Source organism: Pseudonocardia sediminis, from assembly GCF_004217185.1.
Classification (GTDB): domain Bacteria; phylum Actinomycetota; class Actinomycetes; order Mycobacteriales; family Pseudonocardiaceae; genus Pseudonocardia; species Pseudonocardia sediminis.
On record NZ_SHKL01000001.1, the window covers coordinates 2782564 to 2798867 of the forward strand.

Here is a 16304-nt window from a genome sequence, read left to right on the forward strand (position 1 = left end):
GAGAAGTGCGCTACACCGCAGAGATCCTGCCCTACCACGACTACCCGCTCGAGGTGGCGATCCGCGAGCTCGCCGGGCTCGGGTTCACCGAGGTCAACCTGTGGTCCTCGGCCGCGCCGCTGGCCCACCACGTGACCCCGGGCGACGACCCGTCGGCGATCCGCGCGGTGCTCGACCGCTACGGCGTGCGCCCCTGCGGCCTGACGATGTACGGGAAGACGCAGGACGAGATGCTCGAGCGCATCGAGTTCGCCCGCGACCTCGGCATCGACACCGTGATCTTCGACTGCGAGGCCAACTACCCCGACTTCGTCGCGAAGTTCCTCCCCACCCTGGTGGAGGCCGCCGCCCGCAACGGCGTCCGGATCGCCGTGGAGAACCACCTCACCGTGCCGTTCAACGCCGACTTCGAGTCCGGTCACGGCGAGGAGCAGCGCTGGGACGAAGGCGTCGACACACTCGCGCAGATCAAGCGGTTGGTGCGCGACATCGACCACCCGAACCTCGGGATCTGCCTCGCCCCGCCACACCTGTGGGTCATGCAGGAGGGCATCAGCGAGGCCATCATGTGGCTCGCCGAGCGCCGGAAGCTCTTCTACTACTACATCTGGGACATCGACCGGGCCTACCGCCACGGCGTCGACGGTCTGAACTTCGGGGCGGGGGAGCAGCAGCTGCCCCGCGTCGGCGGCACCCTCGACCACGCCGTCCCGCTCGGGACGCTCGCCCGCGTCGGCTACTCCGGCCCCGCCAGCCTCAAGTGCCACGGTACCGGCGGCTGGCCCCTGCACCACATCACCGACGAACTGGCCAAGGCCGACGCTTACGTGCGTTCGTGCCTGCCGCGCTGAGGGGGAAGACCTTTGTCCGAGATCGACAGCTACGGCGGCTCGACCCGCTGGACCTTCGACGCCACCGGGGCGTTCCGGCTCGACCGCGACGGCGGCCGGTGGTGGCTCGTGGACCCGCTGGGCAACGGCTTCCTGTCCGTCGGCCTGAACCACATCGACGACTCCGACCTCAAGTACCCGCACAACCTGGAGGTCTGGCAGAAGCGCTACGGCGGCTCGCGGGAGCGCTGGATCTCCGAGGGCGTCGTCGCCGACCTACGCAACTGGGGCTTCAACTCGATCGGCTGGACCCAGCAGTACATCGGCGGCGGCTGGCGCGAGAGGTTCGACTGGTCGCAGATCGTGGTCGTCGAGCACGGGTCGCAGTGGACGGTGGCCGACCTGGAGGCCGCCGGGATGCCCTACATCATCCAGATGCGCCTGGCGGAGAACGAGAACTGGAACGGCCGCCCGTACTACCCGGACGTCTTCGACGCCGACTTCGACGACCACTGCGCCTACCTCGCGCGCAGCATCTGCGTGGACGCCGCGGCGAGCAAGAACCTCATCGGCTACTCGTTCGTCGACGCCCCGCTGTGGTTCCGCCACCCCGCGGGCGCGGACTGGCCCGGCCTGGAGGGCCTCGAGGGCGACAAGCGCGACGCGAAGCTCTTCGAGATCGCCGGCCGGTACTACGAGACGATCCACCGCCACATCCGCACCTACGACCCGCACCACCTGATCCTGGGCGACCGCTACAACGGCGACAACGAGCTGCCCGAGGTGGTGCTCGAGGCCGCGAAGCCCTACATCGACGTGCTGTCCGTGCAGTACTACCCGGGCAACGACCAGGCCTCGCGCGACCACATGATCACCCACGCCCGCGGCCTGTACGAGCGCGTCGGCAAGCCGATCCTCATCCCCGACATCGGCAACTGGACCGCTACCGAGCTCAACCCCCAGCGCACGATGGACGGCGTCCCGGACCAGGCCACTCGCGCCCGCCACTACATCGACACGTTCACCGACCTGGTGCGCGAGCCGTGGCTCCTGGGCTGGCACTGGTGCGGCTACGTCGAGAACCTCTCGCGCGGGTGGGGCATGAAGGACCCGTGGGACGAGCCGTACGGCGAGTACGTCGACCCGATCGCGGACTTCAACCGCCACGTCTACGACCTGCTCTGAGAGGGAAGCCCATGAGAATCGTCGACCACAACGGGGACCTCGTCCGTCACGGCCGGGCCACCGTCAACGGCGTGCGTCTGCACTACCTGACCGCGGGTGAGGGCGAGCCCGTCCTGCTCCTGCACGGGGTGCCCAAGACCTCCTACCACTGGCGGCACGTGATCCCGCTCCTGACGCCGCACTACCAGGTGGTGGTGCCGGACATGCGCGGGCTCGGGGACTCCGAGCACGCCGACGGCGGCTACGACATGGCGAACGTGGCCGAGGACTTCGCCGAGCTGATGACCGAGCTCGGGCACGACCGTTTCCGGGTGGTCGGTGAGGACTGGGGCGCCGCCGCGGCCTACCAGCTCGCCGCCCGCCATCCCGACCGCGTGCAGCAGCTGGTCTACCAGGAGATGATCCTTCCCGGCTTCGGGCTGGAGGACTACTCCTTCCTGACCCCGGACAACGTGCGCAGCTACGTCTGGCTCTGGCACATCAACTTCTACTCGGTGCCCGAGTTCCCGGAGATGCTCATCAGCGGGCACGAGCGGGAGTACTTCTCCTACTTCATGAAGCACGAGACGCACGACCCGTCGGCGATCACACCGGACGCTCTCGACGAGTACGTGCGCTGCTACTCCTCGCCCGGCGGCGTGAAATGCATGTGCGAGATCTACCGGGCCACGCTCACCGACGGCGACCAGAACAAGGAGTCCGCGAAGACCCGGCTCCCGATGCCGGTGCTGGCCGTGGGCAGCGAGCACTTCATCGGCGCCGACAACGAGCGGCAGATGCGCGAGGTCGCCGACGACGTGCGTGCGGAGATCCTGCCGTGGGGCCATCAGCTCGCCGAGGAGTCGCCCGACGAGCTGGCCGGGCACTACCTGCGCTTCTTCGCCGGGGAGCTGTAGAGATGGCGACGTTCGCAGTCCGCGACGGGCGGCTGGTCGACCCGGACGGGGAACCGTTCCTGTCCCTGGCCCTGAACCACGTGGACGAGACCAACCTCAAGTTCCCGTACAACCTCGACATCTGGCGGGAGCGCTACGGCTCCCGCGAACGTTGGATCGCCGACGGGGCCGTCGCCGACCTGCGGAACTGGTCGTTCAACACGCTGGGCTGGACGCAGGAGTACGTCGCGGGCGGCTGGGGTGAGGCGCTGGACTGGTTCGGCGACCCGATCGACCTCAAGCACTCCACCCCGTGGTCGGCCGCCGAGCTGCGCGGGGCGGGCATCCCCTACGTCGCGCAGGTGCCGGTGCAGGAGATCGAGGACTGGAACAACTACCCCGCGTTCCGGCCCATGGACCCTGCTCACGGAGGCGACGACTTCGCGGTCTGGTGCGACTACCTCGCGCGCAGCATCGCTGCCGAGCACGCCGACTCGCCCGACCTGCTCGGCTACTTCCTCGTCGACATCCCGGCCTGGCTGCCGCACGCCTCTGGCGCCGACTTCGCCGAGCTGCGCGGCCTCGACCCGGCCGAACGGGAGAGGCAGCTCTACGACGTGGCGAGCCGCTACTACGAGACGATCGTGACCGCGATTCGCCGCTACGACCCCGACCACCTGATCCTCGGCGACCGGTTCAACGGCAACAAGGGCATCCCCGAGCCGGTGCTGCGGGCGATGGAGCCCTTCGTCGACGTGCTGTCGGTGCAGTACTTCACCGAGCCGACCGAGGAGTCCCGCACGCAGCTGCGCGCGGACCTCGCGCGCTGGCGCGAACAGTGCGGGGGCAAGCCTGTGATCGTCGCCGACGTCGGCAACTGGACGCCCACCGAGCTCAACCCGCACCGCGAGGGGCTGCCTGATCACGCCGCGCGCGGCGTCGACTACGGCGCGGCCCTGGACGCCGTGCGGAACGAGCCGTGGTTCGCGGGCTGGCACTGGTGCGGCTACGTCGAGAACACCGGCGGTCGCGGGTGGGGTGTGAAGGATCCCTGGGACGAGCCCTACCGCGACCTCACCGACGCGATCACCGAACACAACCGCCGCGCGCTCGCGCAGCACGGGAAGGACTGACATGGGGCAGCTCGACGGCAAGGTCGCCGTGATCACCGGCGGCGGGCGCGGGCAGGGCCGGTCCCACGCGATCCGGCTGGCCCAGGAGGGCGCCGACATCGTCGTCTGCGACATCACGCAGCAGGTGGCCACCGTCCCGTTCCCGACGGGGCGGCCCGGTGACCTGGACGAGACCGTCGCCGCGGTGGAGAAGCTCGACCGGCGCTGCGTCGCAATCGAGGCCGACGTCCGGAAGACCGCGGACATGAAGCGCCTCGCCGACACGGCGATGAGCGAGTTCGGACGCATCGACATCCACCTGGCCAACGCCGGGATCCTCAGCCTGTCGGAGAACACCTGGGAGCTCACCGACGAGGCCTGGGACGACATGATCGACATCAACCTGACGGGCGTGTTCAAGTCCTGCCGCGCCGTCGTCCCGCACATCCGCGCGGGCGGCAACGGCGGCACGATCCTCATCACGTCGTCGATCGCGGGCCTGCGCGCGGTCGCCGGCTGCACCCACTACACGGCGGCCAAGCACGGCATCGTCGGCCTGATGCGGACGCTGGCGCGCGAGCTGGCGCCGGAGTCGATCCGGGTCAACACGATCCACCCGACGGGTGTCGGCTCGCCGATGTCGAACAACGACTACTTCCCGCAGTGGCTCACCGAGCACGAGGAGCTCGGCAACGCCATGCGCTTCAACCTCATGCCGGTGGACGCACTGCCCGAGCGCGACGTGTCCGACGTCGTCGCCTTCCTCTGCTCCGACGCGGGCAAGTGGATCACGGGGACGACCGTGCCGATCGACGCCGGCTTCATGCTCAAGTAGGACGGAACGGAGATCGCCCATGGGCACCTACGACATGACCGACCACGCCGGACAGCGGCTCACCCACGGCCGCCCCGAGGTCAACGGCGTGAACATCCACTACGCGATGGGTGGCTCCGGCGACCCGGTGATCCTGCTGCACGGCGTGCCGAAGACGATGTTCTTCTGGCGCAAGGTGATCCCGCTGCTCACCCCGCACCACACCGTCGTCGCGGTGGACTGCCGCGGCTACGGCGACTCCGAGCGGCCGCAGACCGGGTACGACACGCAGACGATGGCGCAGGACGTCGTCGCGCTCGCCGACCACCTGGGCTTCGAGCGCTTCCGGATCGTCGGGGAGGACTGGGGCGCCGCCATCGGCTACGCGGTGGCCGCGTTCCATCGCGACCGCGTGGAGCAACTGGTGTTCCAGGAGATGCTCCTGCCGGGGCTCGGGTACGGCAGCGACGACGTCGCGGGCCGTACCCGGACCTTGAAGAAGGAGGACACCCGCACGATGTGGCACCTGGACTTCTTCAACGTGCCGCACTACCCCGAGATGCTCATGCCCGGCCGGGAGCGCGAGTTCTGGTCGTTCTTCATGAAGCGCGAGATGTACGACCCGAGCGCGGCCACCGACGAGGACGTCGACGAGCAGGTCCGCTGGTTGGAGTCGCCGGGCGGCACCCACACGATCCTCGAGGTGTACCGGTCCAACGACCTCGACGGGGAGCAGAACGCACCCCAGTTCGAACACAAGCTGACCATCCCGGTCCTGGCCGTCGGCGGCGAGGCGTTCTTCGGCGACGAGGTCCGCCACCAGATGGAGCCGGTCGCGCAGGACGTCCGCAGCGTCGTCATCGAGCGGTGTGGACACAACCCGTCCCTGGAGCGGCCCGACGAGCTGGCGCGGACCTACCTGGAGTTCTTCGGGAAGCCGGCGGGGGCATGAACAACCTCGCGGAGATGACCGGCACCGCTCTGCTGGAGACCGGCGTCCGGATGCACTACTACGAGGCCGGGGCCGGCGACGACGTCCTCGTGCTGCTGCACGGCTGGCCCGAGACCTCGTGGCAGTGGCGCCACGTCATCCCGCTCTTCGCGGACGCGGGCTACCACGTCGTCGCGCCGGACTACCGCGGCGCGGGCAACACCTCCCGGCCGCGGCTGGATCTCGGCCGCGCCGTGGACCCGCGCGTGGAGGACCTGCCCAGCGGCGGCTACACGAAGCGGGCAATGGCCGAGGACATCCACCAGCTGCTGCACGACCACCTGGGCCTGACCGCACCCGCCTTCGTGCTCGGTCACGACCTCGGTGGCCAGCTCGCCACCGCGTACGCCCTGCGCTACCCGGGCGACACCCGGGCCATGGGCTACGGCGAGGCTCCGCTGCCGGGCACAGAGGTGCACGACCGCATGAAGAACGACCCCACGCTGTTCCATTTCGCGTTCCACACGATCCTGGACCTGCCCGAGGCGCTGACCGCAGGGCGCGAGCGCTGGTACCTGCAGCACTTCTACGACAAGCTCGGCTTCCGTCCCACCGCGGTGGACACCGACCACTTCGCCACCGCCTACGCCGAACCGGGCGCCATGCGTGCCGGCTTCGACCTCTACCGCGCGTTCGAGCAGGACGCCGCAGACACCCGTGCTGCGCTCGCGGCTAACGGGAGGCTCACGATGCCGGTACTCGGCCTCTACGGGCAGGTCAGCCTGTTCAGCGCGGTCACCGAGGAGATGGGCCGCGAGGTCGCCGAGAACGTCACGGTCGAGTCCGTTCCCCGGTCGGGGCATTGGATCGCCGAGGAGAACCCCGAGGCGCTGGTCGAGATCGTCACCCGGTTCGACCGCGCCACGAAGGAGCAGTAGATGCTGGAGATCACCGACCACACCGGCGCCGCTGTGAAGCACGGGCGCCGGACCGTCAACGGGGTGCGACTGCACTACGTCACCGCGGGCTCCGGGCCTGCGCTCGTGCTGCTGCACGGCGTGCCGAAGACATGGTATTACTGGCACCGCGTCATCCCGCTGCTCAGCGAGCACTTCACCGTCGTCGCGCCGGACGTGCGCGGGTTCGGCGACTCCGAGCGGCCCGAGGGCGGCTACGACATGGGCACGATCGCCCAGGATGTCGGCGCGCTGCTCACCGAGCTGGGCCACGAGACGTTCGCCGTGGCGGGCGAGGACTGGGGCGCCGCGTTCGCCTACGCCGTCGCCGCCACGTTCCCCGAGCGCGTCACGAAGCTGTCCTACGGCGAGATGCTGCTGCCCGGTTTCGGGCTGGAGGACTGGTCGGCGCTCACCGCCGACAACGTGCGGTCCAGCCACTTCCTGTGGCACGTCGGCTTCTTCCACGTCCCGGACTTCCCGGAGATGCTGATCAGCGGTCGGGAGGAGATCTTCTGGTCGACGTGGATGAAAAACGAGACCTACAACCCCGCCGCGATCACGCCGGACTGCGTGGCCGAGTGGACGCGTTGCTCGTCCGCGCCGGGCGGGCTGCGGGCGATCTTCGAGGTCTACCGCGCCACGTTCACCAACATCGCGCTCGATGAGAAGTGGGGCCGGACCAAGCTGCCCATGCCGGTGCTCGCGGTGGCCAGTGAACTGTTCATCGGCGAGGAGACACGCCGGCAGATGGAGCGTGTGAGCGACGACGTGCGCTACGTCGAGATCGCCGAGTGCGGACACAGCATGGCGCTGGAGCAGCCGGCGGAGCTGGCCGGTGTCCTGCGTGAGTTCTTCGCTGCGTGAGAGAAGACGGAAGGAACTGACATGGGCCGCATGGACGGCAAGGTCGCGGTGATCACCGGCGGCGGACGCGGGCAGGGCCGCTCGCACGCGGTCACGCTCGCGAGCGAGGGCGCCGACGTCGTCATCCTCGACGCGCCGGGCGGCATCGCCACCATCGACTACGCGATGAGCACCGCCGACGACATGGCCGAGACCGTGGCGCTGGTGGAGAAGCACGACCGGCGCTGCCTGGCGATCGAGGCCGACATCCGCGACACCGCGGCGGTCCAGCACGCCGCCGACGTCACGATGGCCGAGTTCGGCCGCGTCGACGCGCTGGTGTCCAACGCCGGCGTCATGGGCGCCGCGGACAGCACGTGGCAGCTCAGCGACGAGCAGTGGCAGGACATGCTCGACATCAACGTCACGGGTGGCTGGAAGGTCTGCCGGGCGTTCATCCCGCACATGATCTCCGGGAAGCGCGGCGGGGCGATCACGCTCACCGGCTCCACCGGCGGCCTGCGCTCGGTGGCCGGCTGCACCCACTACAACGTGGCCAAGCACGGGCTGATCGCGCTGATGCGCACGCTGGCGTGGGAGCTGGCGCCGGAGATGATCCGGGTCAACGTCGTGCACCCCACCGGCGTGAACACCGAGATGTCCAACAACCAGTGGTTCGTAGACTGGATGGGCACCCACGAGCGGCTCACCGGCCCGATGCGCGGCAACCTGATGCCCGTCGACGTGGTAGAGCCCGAGGACGTGTCGAGGATGATCGCGTTCCTGGTCAGCGACGACGCCCGCTACGTCACCGGTACCGAGGTGCGGGTGGACGCCGGCTTCATGCTGAAGTAGGCCCTCCTCCGACGTCGCGGTGCTCCGGGGGCCGGCGTTGCCGTCGTCGAGGCGATGCAGGCCGTGCGGCGTGTCGGCCGGACAGGGATGCGGCCACCGCTTGGCTTGCCGAGCGCGCAGCATCCATGACCGTTGTTGCAGTGCGTCGCGGGGTCAGCCGCGCGTGTCGCGCTCGGTCCGTTCTCGACGGAGCCGATCGAGGTCGTCGTCGGCGAGCGCGGTCCAGAACCTCAGTGCGGCGTGCTCCATCTCCAGGCCCAGCTCGAGAGTGATCATGCGGGGCTCGGCCCATTCTTCGCGGCCGTGCCGGGTGACCATGTCCTCGTAGTCGGCGATCCGTTCCTCGTGTTGACGAATCTGCTCCCTGGCGAGCTTGCCGACATCGTCCGGGGAGCCGGCCTCGTTGAAGAACAGTTTCAGCTCGGCGACGTCGCGCATCTCGAAGTGCTCGGGTGTCGGCGACGCCAGCCACTCGCGCACCGCGGACCGCCCCTCGGTCGTGAGGGAGTACGTCTTGCGTCGCCGTCCGCGGTCCTCGGTGTCCAGGGCGAGCAGTCCGGCAGTAGCGAGCCGTTCCGGCTCGGAGTACAGCTGCGCGTGCGGGAAGTGCCAGAAGTAGCCGACGGACCGGCTCACCGCCCGCTTGAGGTCGTATGGCGTCGACGGTCCGCGTAACGCGATCATGCCCATGACCAGATAGGACGTCGTCGACAGTCGCATCCGGTCTCCTCCGTCATCCAGTCGGCGATCTACAACTCTAAGGCCGGATGGCACCGGCTTCCCGGCGGCGTGGCCACCGCTGCCCACAGCATTCTGTGCACCCCGGACATCGCGAGCAGGATTGCGCGGCCGGTCTGCAGCCGTGGCCATATCGCTCCTCCTTCTTTCGATGTCGTCGGTCTCCGTATGCCGGAAGTCCGTGGGTCGGGTGTCCTGCGACAACGGGATCGCGAATGGTCGTCGCGCATCCTCCGAGCGCGTCGTCGGCGGCGGCATTCCCCCCGGCGAACCGTCTCCTGAGCGCCGGGCGGCCGGCTGGCCGCCCGGGGGTGAGGGCGCCGGGCTTGCATCTCGTACAGTACGAACCGTATGGTCTGAAACAGACTAGGACAAGGGGGTCCGATGGACCTGGTGACGACTTTGCGGTGGGCAGCCGAGCGCCACCCAGACCGGCCCGGGCCGTGACCCGGGACGTCACGTCGCTGCTCACCGAGCACGAGGGCGACCTGCGCCCGGCCACCGCGGCGCTCGCCGACGCCGTCGTCGACACCGGAGGGGACACGCACGGCTCCACCGGCTATCGACGCCGGCTGTTCGGCGTGCTCGCCGCCCGCGAGCTGTCCCGCGCGCTGCACCGCGCCCGGGACCGGAAAGAGGGTTCATGACCACAGTCGAGCCGAAGCGGACGGGTCCCGCGGAGCCACGGGCCCGAGTGGCCGCCGACGAGACCGCCGGGATCACGATGACGGTGAACGGCACCCAGACCACGGTCACCGTGCCGCCCCGAGCGCACCTCGGTGACGTGCTGCGTGAGCGGCTCGGTCTCACCGGCACCCACCTCGGCTGCGAGCACGGCGTCTGCGGCATGTGCACCGTCCTCGTCGACGGCGAAGCAGCCCGGGCCTGCCTGATGTTTGCGGTGCAGTGCGAGGGCTCGGAGATCGTGACCGTCGAGGGCCTGGGCACACCCGACGACCAGCACCCGCTGCAGCAGGCGTTCTCCGCCCATCACGGCCTGCAGTGCGGGTACTGCACCCCGGGGATGCTCATGAGCAGCTACGACCTGCTCGCGAGCACCCCGGACGTCGAGAGCGACGAGCTCCCCGAACACATGTCCGGCGTGCTCTGCCGGTGCACCGGTTACCGCGGCATCCTCGCGGCCGTCGACGACGTGCGGCAGACCTATCCCGACGGTATCCCCGAGCCACGGGCGTGCGGCGCGCACACGCTGGTCGGGCGGGCCTCGGCGGGCGGGACCGGAACCGCCGCGGCCGAGGCGGACGTCCCGGAGGCGGCGCTCCCGCAGGAGGTGCGGCTCCCGTCCGGGCCGCCGTCGGCGGTCGTCGACGTGACCAGCCGGCTCCACTCACCTGTCGAACGGGTCTGGGCGGTGCTCGACGACTTCGACCTGCTCGCTCGCTGCCTGCCCGGGGCCCGGCTCACCGAGGTGCTCGACGGTGACCGGTACCGCGGCCGCGCCGTCGTCGCGCTCGGCCCGGTGAAGCTGTCCTTCGACGGCCTCGCGCAGGTCATCGAGCGCGACCCGAGTGAGCACCGGCTGCGATTCCACGCCCAGGGCGCCGACGCCGGCGGCAGCGCCACCCAGGCCGACGTCGTGCTGGGTGCCCAGCCCGAGCCGGGCGGCGGCACGGTTCTGACCGCACACGCCGACGTCCATCTCACCGGCCGGGTCGCGCAGTTCGGCCGGGCGTTGGCCGGGGACGTGTCACGCCGCATGTTCGAGCAGTTCGCGGCCAGCGTCGACGAGGCCGCGGAGACCGGCTCGGTCACCGAACCCGGCCGGGGTGCGCAGCTCCGCCTGGTGCTGGGGACCGTCCGGGACACCGTCCGCGTGCTCACCCGCCGTGGGCTCGCCGGCGCCCGCACCCTGTGGCGCCGATAGCCGCCCGGCTCCCGAGCCCGGCAAGTGATCGCGAGGAGGCGACACGATGACCGCACCCACCGACGAGCCCGCCGAGGGCTCCACTCCCATCGAGTTCATCGCGGGCCCGGAACCGCGGCCGCCCCGCCGGATCGAGCCGGGTCCGGGAATCCGGTCGGGGCTGCGCGACCTGCCCCGACGGCTGAACCCCGCGACGATCGGCGCCGGGGTGGTCGCGGCCGTGTTCGGCTGCACCGGCCCCGCGCTGATCGTGATCGACGGCGCCGCCGCGAACGGACTGGCCGGCGGGGTGATCTCGTCGTGGATCTTCGGGATCTACGTGTTCGGGGGATTGATCTCGCTGATCCTCGCGCTCCGCTACCGGATCCCGGTGGTCGGCGCGTACTCGATCCCGGGTGCGGTCCTGGTGGTCGGAGCGCTGGCGACGTTCCCGTTCTCCGCCGTCGTCGGGGCGTTCCTCGTCGCGGGACTCATCGTGCTCGTGCTCGGGTTGTCCGGGCTGATCGGCACGGTGTCCCGATGGCTGCCGCAACCGATCGTGATGGCGATGATCGCCGGGGCGCTGATCCGGTTCGGTACCGGCGTGGTGACGGCGGCCGAGTCCGCGCCGTGGATCGTCGGGGCCGCGGTGGCCGGGTTCCTGCTGCTGTCGAGGTTCGTCCCGGCGGTACCCGGAGCGCTGGGCGCACTGCTGGCAGGGTTGCTCGCCGCCGCGTTGACGGATGGGTTCGCCGCGCAGTCCACCGCCGTGGACGGGTGGACGGCGCCGGTCCTCGTGGCCCCGACATTCGACGTCGGTGCGATCCTGGCCGTCGGGATCCCGCTGGCGGTTCTCGTGATCGCCGCGGAGAACGCGCAGGCCTACGGCGTGCTGCTCAGCCAGGGCTACCGCCCACCGATCAACGCGATGACGGTCGCCAGCGGCGTCGGCGGGCTGCTGGCTCCGCTGACGGGCGGCCACAACGCCAACGTCGCCGGGCCCATGACAGCGATCTGCTCGGGCCCGCAGGCCGGGCCGGACCCCGACGCCCGGTACGCCGCGAGCGTCGTGAACGGGGTGCTGTTCGTCGCGTTCGGCGTGCTCGCCGGGTTCGCCGTCACCGCGGTCACGGCACTGCCGACCGAGCTGGTGTCGGTCGTCGCGGGGCTCGCGATGATCGGTGTGCTGGTCTCGTCGTTCCGTGGCGCGTTCGGCGACGGCCGCTTCCGGACCGGCGCGCTGACGGCGCTGGTGGTGGCGATGAGCGGGGTCGCGCCGCTGGGGGTCTCCAGCCCGTTCTGGGCGCTCGTCGCGGGCGTCGCGATCTCGGCGGTGCTCGAGCCGGGCGACTTCCGGGCCCGGGCCGAGGCCGTGTGAGCGACCGGCGCCCATGCTGGACGCCCTTGTCCAGAGCAAGGGGCATGGCGTAGGCGGCGGGGCTGAGGTTTGAGGGCGGTCCTGACCGAGGTCTTCGAGTCGCGGGCCGGGCCTCGAGTCCGGCGGGGGAACTGTCTCGCTCCCGCCGACGGTCCGGCTCGGCAACGCAGCCCTCCGAGTCGCGTCGGCCTCGGGCACTCCGGCTGACGAGCAGTCCACTGGCGGTCCGCGCAGTCATCGGGACGCGACGAACGGGGAGGTGATCGACCACCGATACCTGTTGCGCACTTCTCGTCTCCGTCGGCTCCGTCCGGTCCCGCTGCTTGCCCTTGGCAGCGGGACCGGCGCCCGAGCAAGTCCTGGCCACGGCGCCCAACGAACATCGCGGAGCGGCGCGTGTATGCCGTGGCCGATTGACAACATCTACAGTGCGCGCTTGAATATTGATTGCACGTAGATGGAGATGTCGTTACGCGCCACACGGACGGCGCCTGATCGACCAGCTGTGGGAGGTGATCGCCTGGGAACCTCGTCGAACTGTGATCATCCACCAGCACAATGATGCGGAGCGGGGCCCGGCCACACCTGACCGGGCCCCGCTCCGCATGTCTGGTCTGCACCCTCGGAGCGTCGTCACGAGTAAGAAACCGAGCGGGCCCACCCCCGCCGAGCAGGAGCCAACCGCGATGGGTGTGTCCCGTCTCGACGACCAGGACTACCCGTCGGTCACCATGGGCCAGGCCGCCGACGTGTTGGGAGTGCAGCCGGCGTTTCTGCGCAGCCTCGACGCCGCCGGCGTGCTCACCCCGCAGCGCTCCACCGGCGGACACCGCCGCTACTCACGCCGCCAGCTCGAGATCGCCACCCGGATACGGGAACTGTTCGACCAGGGGCTCACCCTCGACGCGGCCGCCCGCATTCTGACCCTGGAGGACCAGCTCGACGACGCCCACGCCCGCATCGACGAACTCGAGCACCCCACTCCCGGCCACGATCCCCTCTCCGGGCCGCCACCGGACTCAGCGGCCTCGTCCTGATCACCTGCGCGCTGGTCCGTGGGTCCCGGGCACCCGAGCGCCGATCGCCCCGCACGAGTTCGAGCGGCGCCGCGTTCAGCTCATGGGCGCGCTCGACCGGCTCGCCCGCGGGGTGTTCGCCCGCTGCGACACCTGCGGGACAGAGATCGACGACGAGCGATTGCGCATCGCACCCGAAGCCAGCCGCTGCCCGACACACCACAGCACCCCGTCGACCAGGAACACACCCCCACCCGCGACAGGAGCAACATCGATGGCAACGAGCCCGAATCAGTCCCCCGAGTACCTCCGAGATCAGCCCGTCGACCAGCCCGTCGACGATGTAGCCGACCAGCAGACACCAGCCCACCCGCACGAGACGGCCGATCCGCACGAGATCCCCGCCGCACTGACCGAACGAGCATACGAGGCCAACCCTGCCGACGTGGCCGACCAGCAGCGGGTCGAACCCGATGAGGACGACGAGCACCCCCGCGGTTGAACCACGGCTACCGCGGCGACGACAGACCAGCCTCGGGTGACCGACCGGCCTCGACCGTCACCCCCACCACGTCATCGCGGTCTCGCGCATGCCTGCTAGCGGCGGTTCGTAGTCCGATTGCCAGACTCCGCATCCACGCGCGCCTGGGTGCCGCCTGAGCCGTTCTGCCGTCACGACGTCCTCGGCGCCGCCGCCTCAAAGAAGGCCCAGGGTGCGTTCAGAGCTCGCGCGGATAGGAGAACAGGCCCGGAGTCACAGGGTCCCGCTGCTAGCATCGGCAACATGTCTGCCTCCTCATGCTCGGCCGCTTGCGCGGCAGTGACCAGGACGTCCCGCTAGCGGCGGGACGTCCGGCTCTCAGCAACATCTCACCTGGAACGTCCAGTCGCTTCGTGATCCATCCGGAGCGGCACTTTGCGGGCTCTTCCCAGATGAGGGTGTAGGTCGGCCGGGCGCGTCGGTCCGCAGATAGACGTCGAGGTCTCCCGACGATGGAGGTTCCTACGCCATCCATCCGAAAGACCTCGACGTGTCCGACGCTACCCCGCCGGCCGGGTTCGGCCGCCCTGACCTGACCGCCTTCGCGGCTCATCCCAATCGACCCTGATCGGGTCTGCTGACCCCCTCGACGAGAACGCAGCGACATCACAGCCACCCAACCCCGACCGTCCGGGAAGCCGGGGCACGTCACATGGCCTGTGCTGCGGGCGTGTCGAGTGGGTCGTCCAGGGGCGACGCAGGAGCGTCGACGCGACATGCTGAGAGGTGGTTCCAACCGAGCGCTAGGACACCGGCTACAGGCATGGCGATAGGTCAGGAACGGCGTCGCTCCCTGCGCAGGAGGGAGCGCAGAGTCTCGGCGTTCGCGTAGCCGACCCGTCGCGCGATCTCGGCGGAGGTGAGGTCCGTGGTTGCTGAGAGGTGCCGAGCTCGTTCGATGCGAAGCCGTTGGACGAAGCCGAGCGGAGTGAGGTTGAGCGCCGCACGGACTCGTCGTTCGAGGGTGCGCCGGCTGGTGCCGAGCGACTGCGCGACGACGGCGACGTTGAACGGTTCGTCCAGGCGGACGCGCACGAAGCGTTCGAACTCGACGACGATCGGGTCCTCGTGCCGGAGATGTTCGTAGGCGACGAAGGCCGCCTGCGACGGGCGCTCGTCGATGATGAGGAGCTTGGCGACATGTTGGGCCAGGTCGGGGCTGATCGATCGCACGAGTGAGAGCGCGAGGTCGATGTGGGCGAAGGCGGCGCCGGCGGTGACGAGGTTCCCGTCGACCACGACCATGGTGTCGAGATCGAGGGCGACGGTCGGATAGCGCTTCAGGAACTCCGGCCCCAGGAACCAGCTGGTCGTCGCCCGCCGATGATGCATCCGTCCGGTCTCGGCGACGGCGAACACGCCGGTGCACGCCGCGGCGATCCGGGTGGTCGCGTCGTCGAGGCGCCCGAGTGAGGCGATGACCGAACGAGCATCTCGGCTCTGGAGGGCGTCGTGGGTCGCGGCGGCCGTGAGGGTTCCAAGCGCAGGGACGACGACCACGTCGAACTCTCCGGACTCCGACAGCGGGTGGTCCACCGACAGGGTCATCGATGCCGTCGTGGTCACTCGCCGTTTCGGTCCGAGGATGGCGAGTTCGATCGGGTCGATCCGCGGGTCGACATCGCCGCGGGCTCCGTCGGCCACCCGCACGATGTCGATGACCGACGCGACCGCCGAACCGAAGCAGCCGTCGATCGCGATCAGTCCGATACGCATGGCGCGAACAATAGCAATACTGCCGTATACGCCACTCCCCACCGGCCCTCGCTCGTCATACGCTGAACTCGCCCCACGAAGAACCCCGACTTCAAGGAGAACCCCTCATGTCCACACCCGCATCACTTCCGTATGCCTTCGTCGCCAAGATCGTCGCGGCCGATGGACAGCACGACGCGCTCGCCGATCTGCTCGCCGGCGCTGTCGCACTCGCCAACGAAGAAGTAGGAACGATTGTCTGGTTCGCGGCTAGGACCCACGCCGACACCTTCTGGATCTTCGATGCATTCCCCGACGAGGCCGCTCGCGACGCCCACGCCAACGGCGCCATCGTCGCAGCCCTGATGGCCAACCAGCACCTCCTCGGCGCAGCACCCGAGATCCTGGCGGCCGACGTCCTCGCGTCCAAGCTCCCGTAGTCCGCCAACGCACGAGACGATCGCGCCCCGCCGAGCCGTCGGACCCGACCGCCTCGACACCCGCACCACGTTGACGATCCCCGACGGGCCGATCACGAGGAGGCCAGGCAACACCAGGCGCAAGCCTGGAGCGGCACTGTTTCACCGGTGGTCATCGAGAGAGCCAGCGCGGTTCCATGGCAGCGCAACTGTGTCAACTTGCCCTCCGTCCCGCGAGGCGCCGTGGGC

At 69.7% G+C, this 16304-nt stretch carries 17 protein-coding genes; 15 read left to right on the plus strand and 2 right to left on the minus strand.

Features of this window, described 5'->3' with window-relative positions:
- The first annotated feature begins 5 nt into the window (after window positions 1-5).
- The 9 genes from EV383_RS13020 to EV383_RS13060 are packed head-to-tail and all read left to right on the plus strand — an operon-like array spanning window position 6 to window position 8404.
- Entirely contained in the window at window positions 6-851 is an 846-nt protein-coding gene (locus EV383_RS13020; protein WP_130290161.1) for a sugar phosphate isomerase/epimerase family protein, read from the plus strand.
- A gap of 12 nt (window positions 852-863) precedes the next feature.
- Window positions 864-2015 carry an agarase gene (locus tag EV383_RS13025; protein ID WP_130290162.1) on the plus strand — a complete coding sequence of 384 codons (1152 nt, stop codon included), beginning with the start codon at window positions 864-866 and terminating at the stop codon, window positions 2013-2015.
- A gap of 11 nt (window positions 2016-2026) precedes the next feature.
- Window positions 2027-2911 (plus strand): alpha/beta fold hydrolase, encoded by an 885-nt coding sequence (locus EV383_RS13030; protein WP_130290163.1) that lies wholly within the window; start codon window positions 2027-2029, stop codon window positions 2909-2911.
- Window positions 2912-2913: 2 nt separating this feature from the next.
- Window positions 2914-4023, plus strand: a complete 1110-nt coding sequence (locus EV383_RS13035) for an agarase (RefSeq protein WP_130290164.1) — start codon at window positions 2914-2916, stop codon at window positions 4021-4023.
- A gap of 1 nt (window position 4024) precedes the next feature.
- Window positions 4025-4837 (plus strand): mycofactocin-coupled SDR family oxidoreductase, encoded by an 813-nt coding sequence (locus tag EV383_RS13040; RefSeq protein WP_130290165.1) that lies wholly within the window; start codon window positions 4025-4027, stop codon window positions 4835-4837.
- Between the two features lie 19 nt (window positions 4838-4856).
- Window positions 4857-5768 carry an alpha/beta fold hydrolase gene (locus EV383_RS13045; RefSeq protein WP_130290166.1) on the plus strand — a complete coding sequence of 304 codons (912 nt, stop codon included), beginning with the start codon at window positions 4857-4859 and terminating at the stop codon, window positions 5766-5768.
- 14 nt (window positions 5769-5782) lie between these two features.
- Window positions 5783-6685 (plus strand): alpha/beta fold hydrolase, encoded by a 903-nt coding sequence (locus tag EV383_RS13050; protein ID WP_207223510.1) that lies wholly within the window; start codon window positions 5783-5785, stop codon window positions 6683-6685.
- On the plus strand, window positions 6686-7570 hold the full coding sequence (locus tag EV383_RS13055) for an alpha/beta fold hydrolase (RefSeq protein WP_130290168.1): 885 nt from the start codon (window positions 6686-6688) through the stop codon (window positions 7568-7570). It abuts the gene before it with no gap.
- A gap of 21 nt (window positions 7571-7591) precedes the next feature.
- Window positions 7592-8404: a mycofactocin-coupled SDR family oxidoreductase gene (locus EV383_RS13060; protein WP_130290169.1), complete on the plus strand. Its 813-nt coding sequence runs from the start codon at window positions 7592-7594 to the stop codon at window positions 8402-8404.
- Between the two features lie 153 nt (window positions 8405-8557).
- On the opposite strand, the gene EV383_RS13065 is transcribed toward EV383_RS13060, so the two are convergent.
- On the minus strand, window positions 8558-9124 hold the full coding sequence (locus EV383_RS13065) for a PadR family transcriptional regulator (protein ID WP_130290170.1): 567 nt from the start codon (window positions 9122-9124) through the stop codon (window positions 8558-8560).
- Window positions 9125-9585: 461 nt separating this feature from the next.
- On the opposite strand from EV383_RS13065, the gene EV383_RS13070 reads away from it, so the two are divergent.
- The 5 genes from EV383_RS13070 (at window position 9586) to EV383_RS13090 (ending at window position 13902) form a co-directional block, all read left to right on the plus strand.
- Entirely contained in the window at window positions 9586-9789 is a 204-nt protein-coding gene (locus tag EV383_RS13070; protein WP_242623063.1) for a hypothetical protein, read from the plus strand.
- Window positions 9786-11027: a xanthine dehydrogenase family Fe-S subunit gene (locus EV383_RS13075; RefSeq protein WP_130290171.1), complete on the plus strand. Its 1242-nt coding sequence runs from the start codon at window positions 9786-9788 to the stop codon at window positions 11025-11027. The genes EV383_RS13070 and EV383_RS13075 overlap by 4 nt, the downstream gene beginning before the upstream one ends.
- Before the next feature lie 46 nt (window positions 11028-11073).
- Entirely contained in the window at window positions 11074-12384 is a 1311-nt protein-coding gene (locus tag EV383_RS13080; protein ID WP_130290172.1) for a benzoate/H(+) symporter BenE family transporter, read from the plus strand.
- Between the two features lie 686 nt (window positions 12385-13070).
- Entirely contained in the window at window positions 13071-13421 is a 351-nt protein-coding gene (locus EV383_RS13085; protein ID WP_130290173.1) for a MerR family transcriptional regulator, read from the plus strand.
- An 82-nt stretch (window positions 13422-13503) separates the two neighbouring features.
- Window positions 13504-13902 (plus strand): TraR/DksA C4-type zinc finger protein, encoded by a 399-nt coding sequence (locus tag EV383_RS13090; RefSeq protein ID WP_130290174.1) that lies wholly within the window; start codon window positions 13504-13506, stop codon window positions 13900-13902.
- Between the two features lie 813 nt (window positions 13903-14715).
- On the opposite strand, the gene EV383_RS13100 is transcribed toward EV383_RS13090, so the two are convergent.
- A complete protein-coding gene (locus EV383_RS13100; RefSeq protein ID WP_020502092.1) occupies window positions 14716-15657 on the minus strand; it encodes a GlxA family transcriptional regulator in 942 nt (313 codons plus the stop codon).
- A gap of 107 nt (window positions 15658-15764) precedes the next feature.
- On the opposite strand from EV383_RS13100, the gene EV383_RS13105 reads away from it, so the two are divergent.
- Window positions 15765-16076: a putative quinol monooxygenase gene (locus tag EV383_RS13105; RefSeq protein ID WP_006247389.1), complete on the plus strand. Its 312-nt coding sequence runs from the start codon at window positions 15765-15767 to the stop codon at window positions 16074-16076.
- The last annotated feature ends 228 nt before the right edge of the window (window positions 16077-16304 follow it).

Bases quoted from the DNA above. Each gene is read 5' to 3' on its own strand.
- EV383_RS13030 (WP_130290163.1), top strand. From the start codon at position 2,027: ATGAGAATCGTCGACCACAACGGGGACCTCGTCCGTCACGGCCGGGCC.
- EV383_RS13035 (WP_130290164.1), top strand. From the start codon at position 2,914: ATGGCGACGTTCGCAGTCCGCGACGGGCGGCTGGTCGACCCGGACGGG.
- EV383_RS13040 (WP_130290165.1), top strand. From the start codon at position 4,025: ATGGGGCAGCTCGACGGCAAGGTCGCCGTGATCACCGGCGGCGGGCGC.
- EV383_RS13045 (WP_130290166.1), top strand. From the start codon at position 4,857: ATGGGCACCTACGACATGACCGACCACGCCGGACAGCGGCTCACCCAC.
- EV383_RS13050 (WP_207223510.1), top strand. From the start codon at position 5,783: ATGACCGGCACCGCTCTGCTGGAGACCGGCGTCCGGATGCACTACTAC.
- EV383_RS13055 (WP_130290168.1), top strand. From the start codon at position 6,686: ATGCTGGAGATCACCGACCACACCGGCGCCGCTGTGAAGCACGGGCGC.
- EV383_RS13060 (WP_130290169.1), top strand. From the start codon at position 7,592: ATGGGCCGCATGGACGGCAAGGTCGCGGTGATCACCGGCGGCGGACGC.
- EV383_RS13065 (WP_130290170.1), bottom strand. From the start codon at position 9,124: ATGCGACTGTCGACGACGTCCTATCTGGTCATGGGCATGATCGCGTTA.
- EV383_RS13075 (WP_130290171.1), top strand. From the start codon at position 9,786: ATGACCACAGTCGAGCCGAAGCGGACGGGTCCCGCGGAGCCACGGGCC.
- EV383_RS13080 (WP_130290172.1), top strand. From the start codon at position 11,074: ATGACCGCACCCACCGACGAGCCCGCCGAGGGCTCCACTCCCATCGAG.
- EV383_RS13085 (WP_130290173.1), top strand. From the start codon at position 13,071: ATGGGTGTGTCCCGTCTCGACGACCAGGACTACCCGTCGGTCACCATG.
- EV383_RS13090 (WP_130290174.1), top strand. From the start codon at position 13,504: ATGGGCGCGCTCGACCGGCTCGCCCGCGGGGTGTTCGCCCGCTGCGAC.
- EV383_RS13100 (WP_020502092.1), bottom strand. From the start codon at position 15,657: ATGCGTATCGGACTGATCGCGATCGACGGCTGCTTCGGTTCGGCGGTC.
- EV383_RS13105 (WP_006247389.1), top strand. From the start codon at position 15,765: ATGTCCACACCCGCATCACTTCCGTATGCCTTCGTCGCCAAGATCGTC.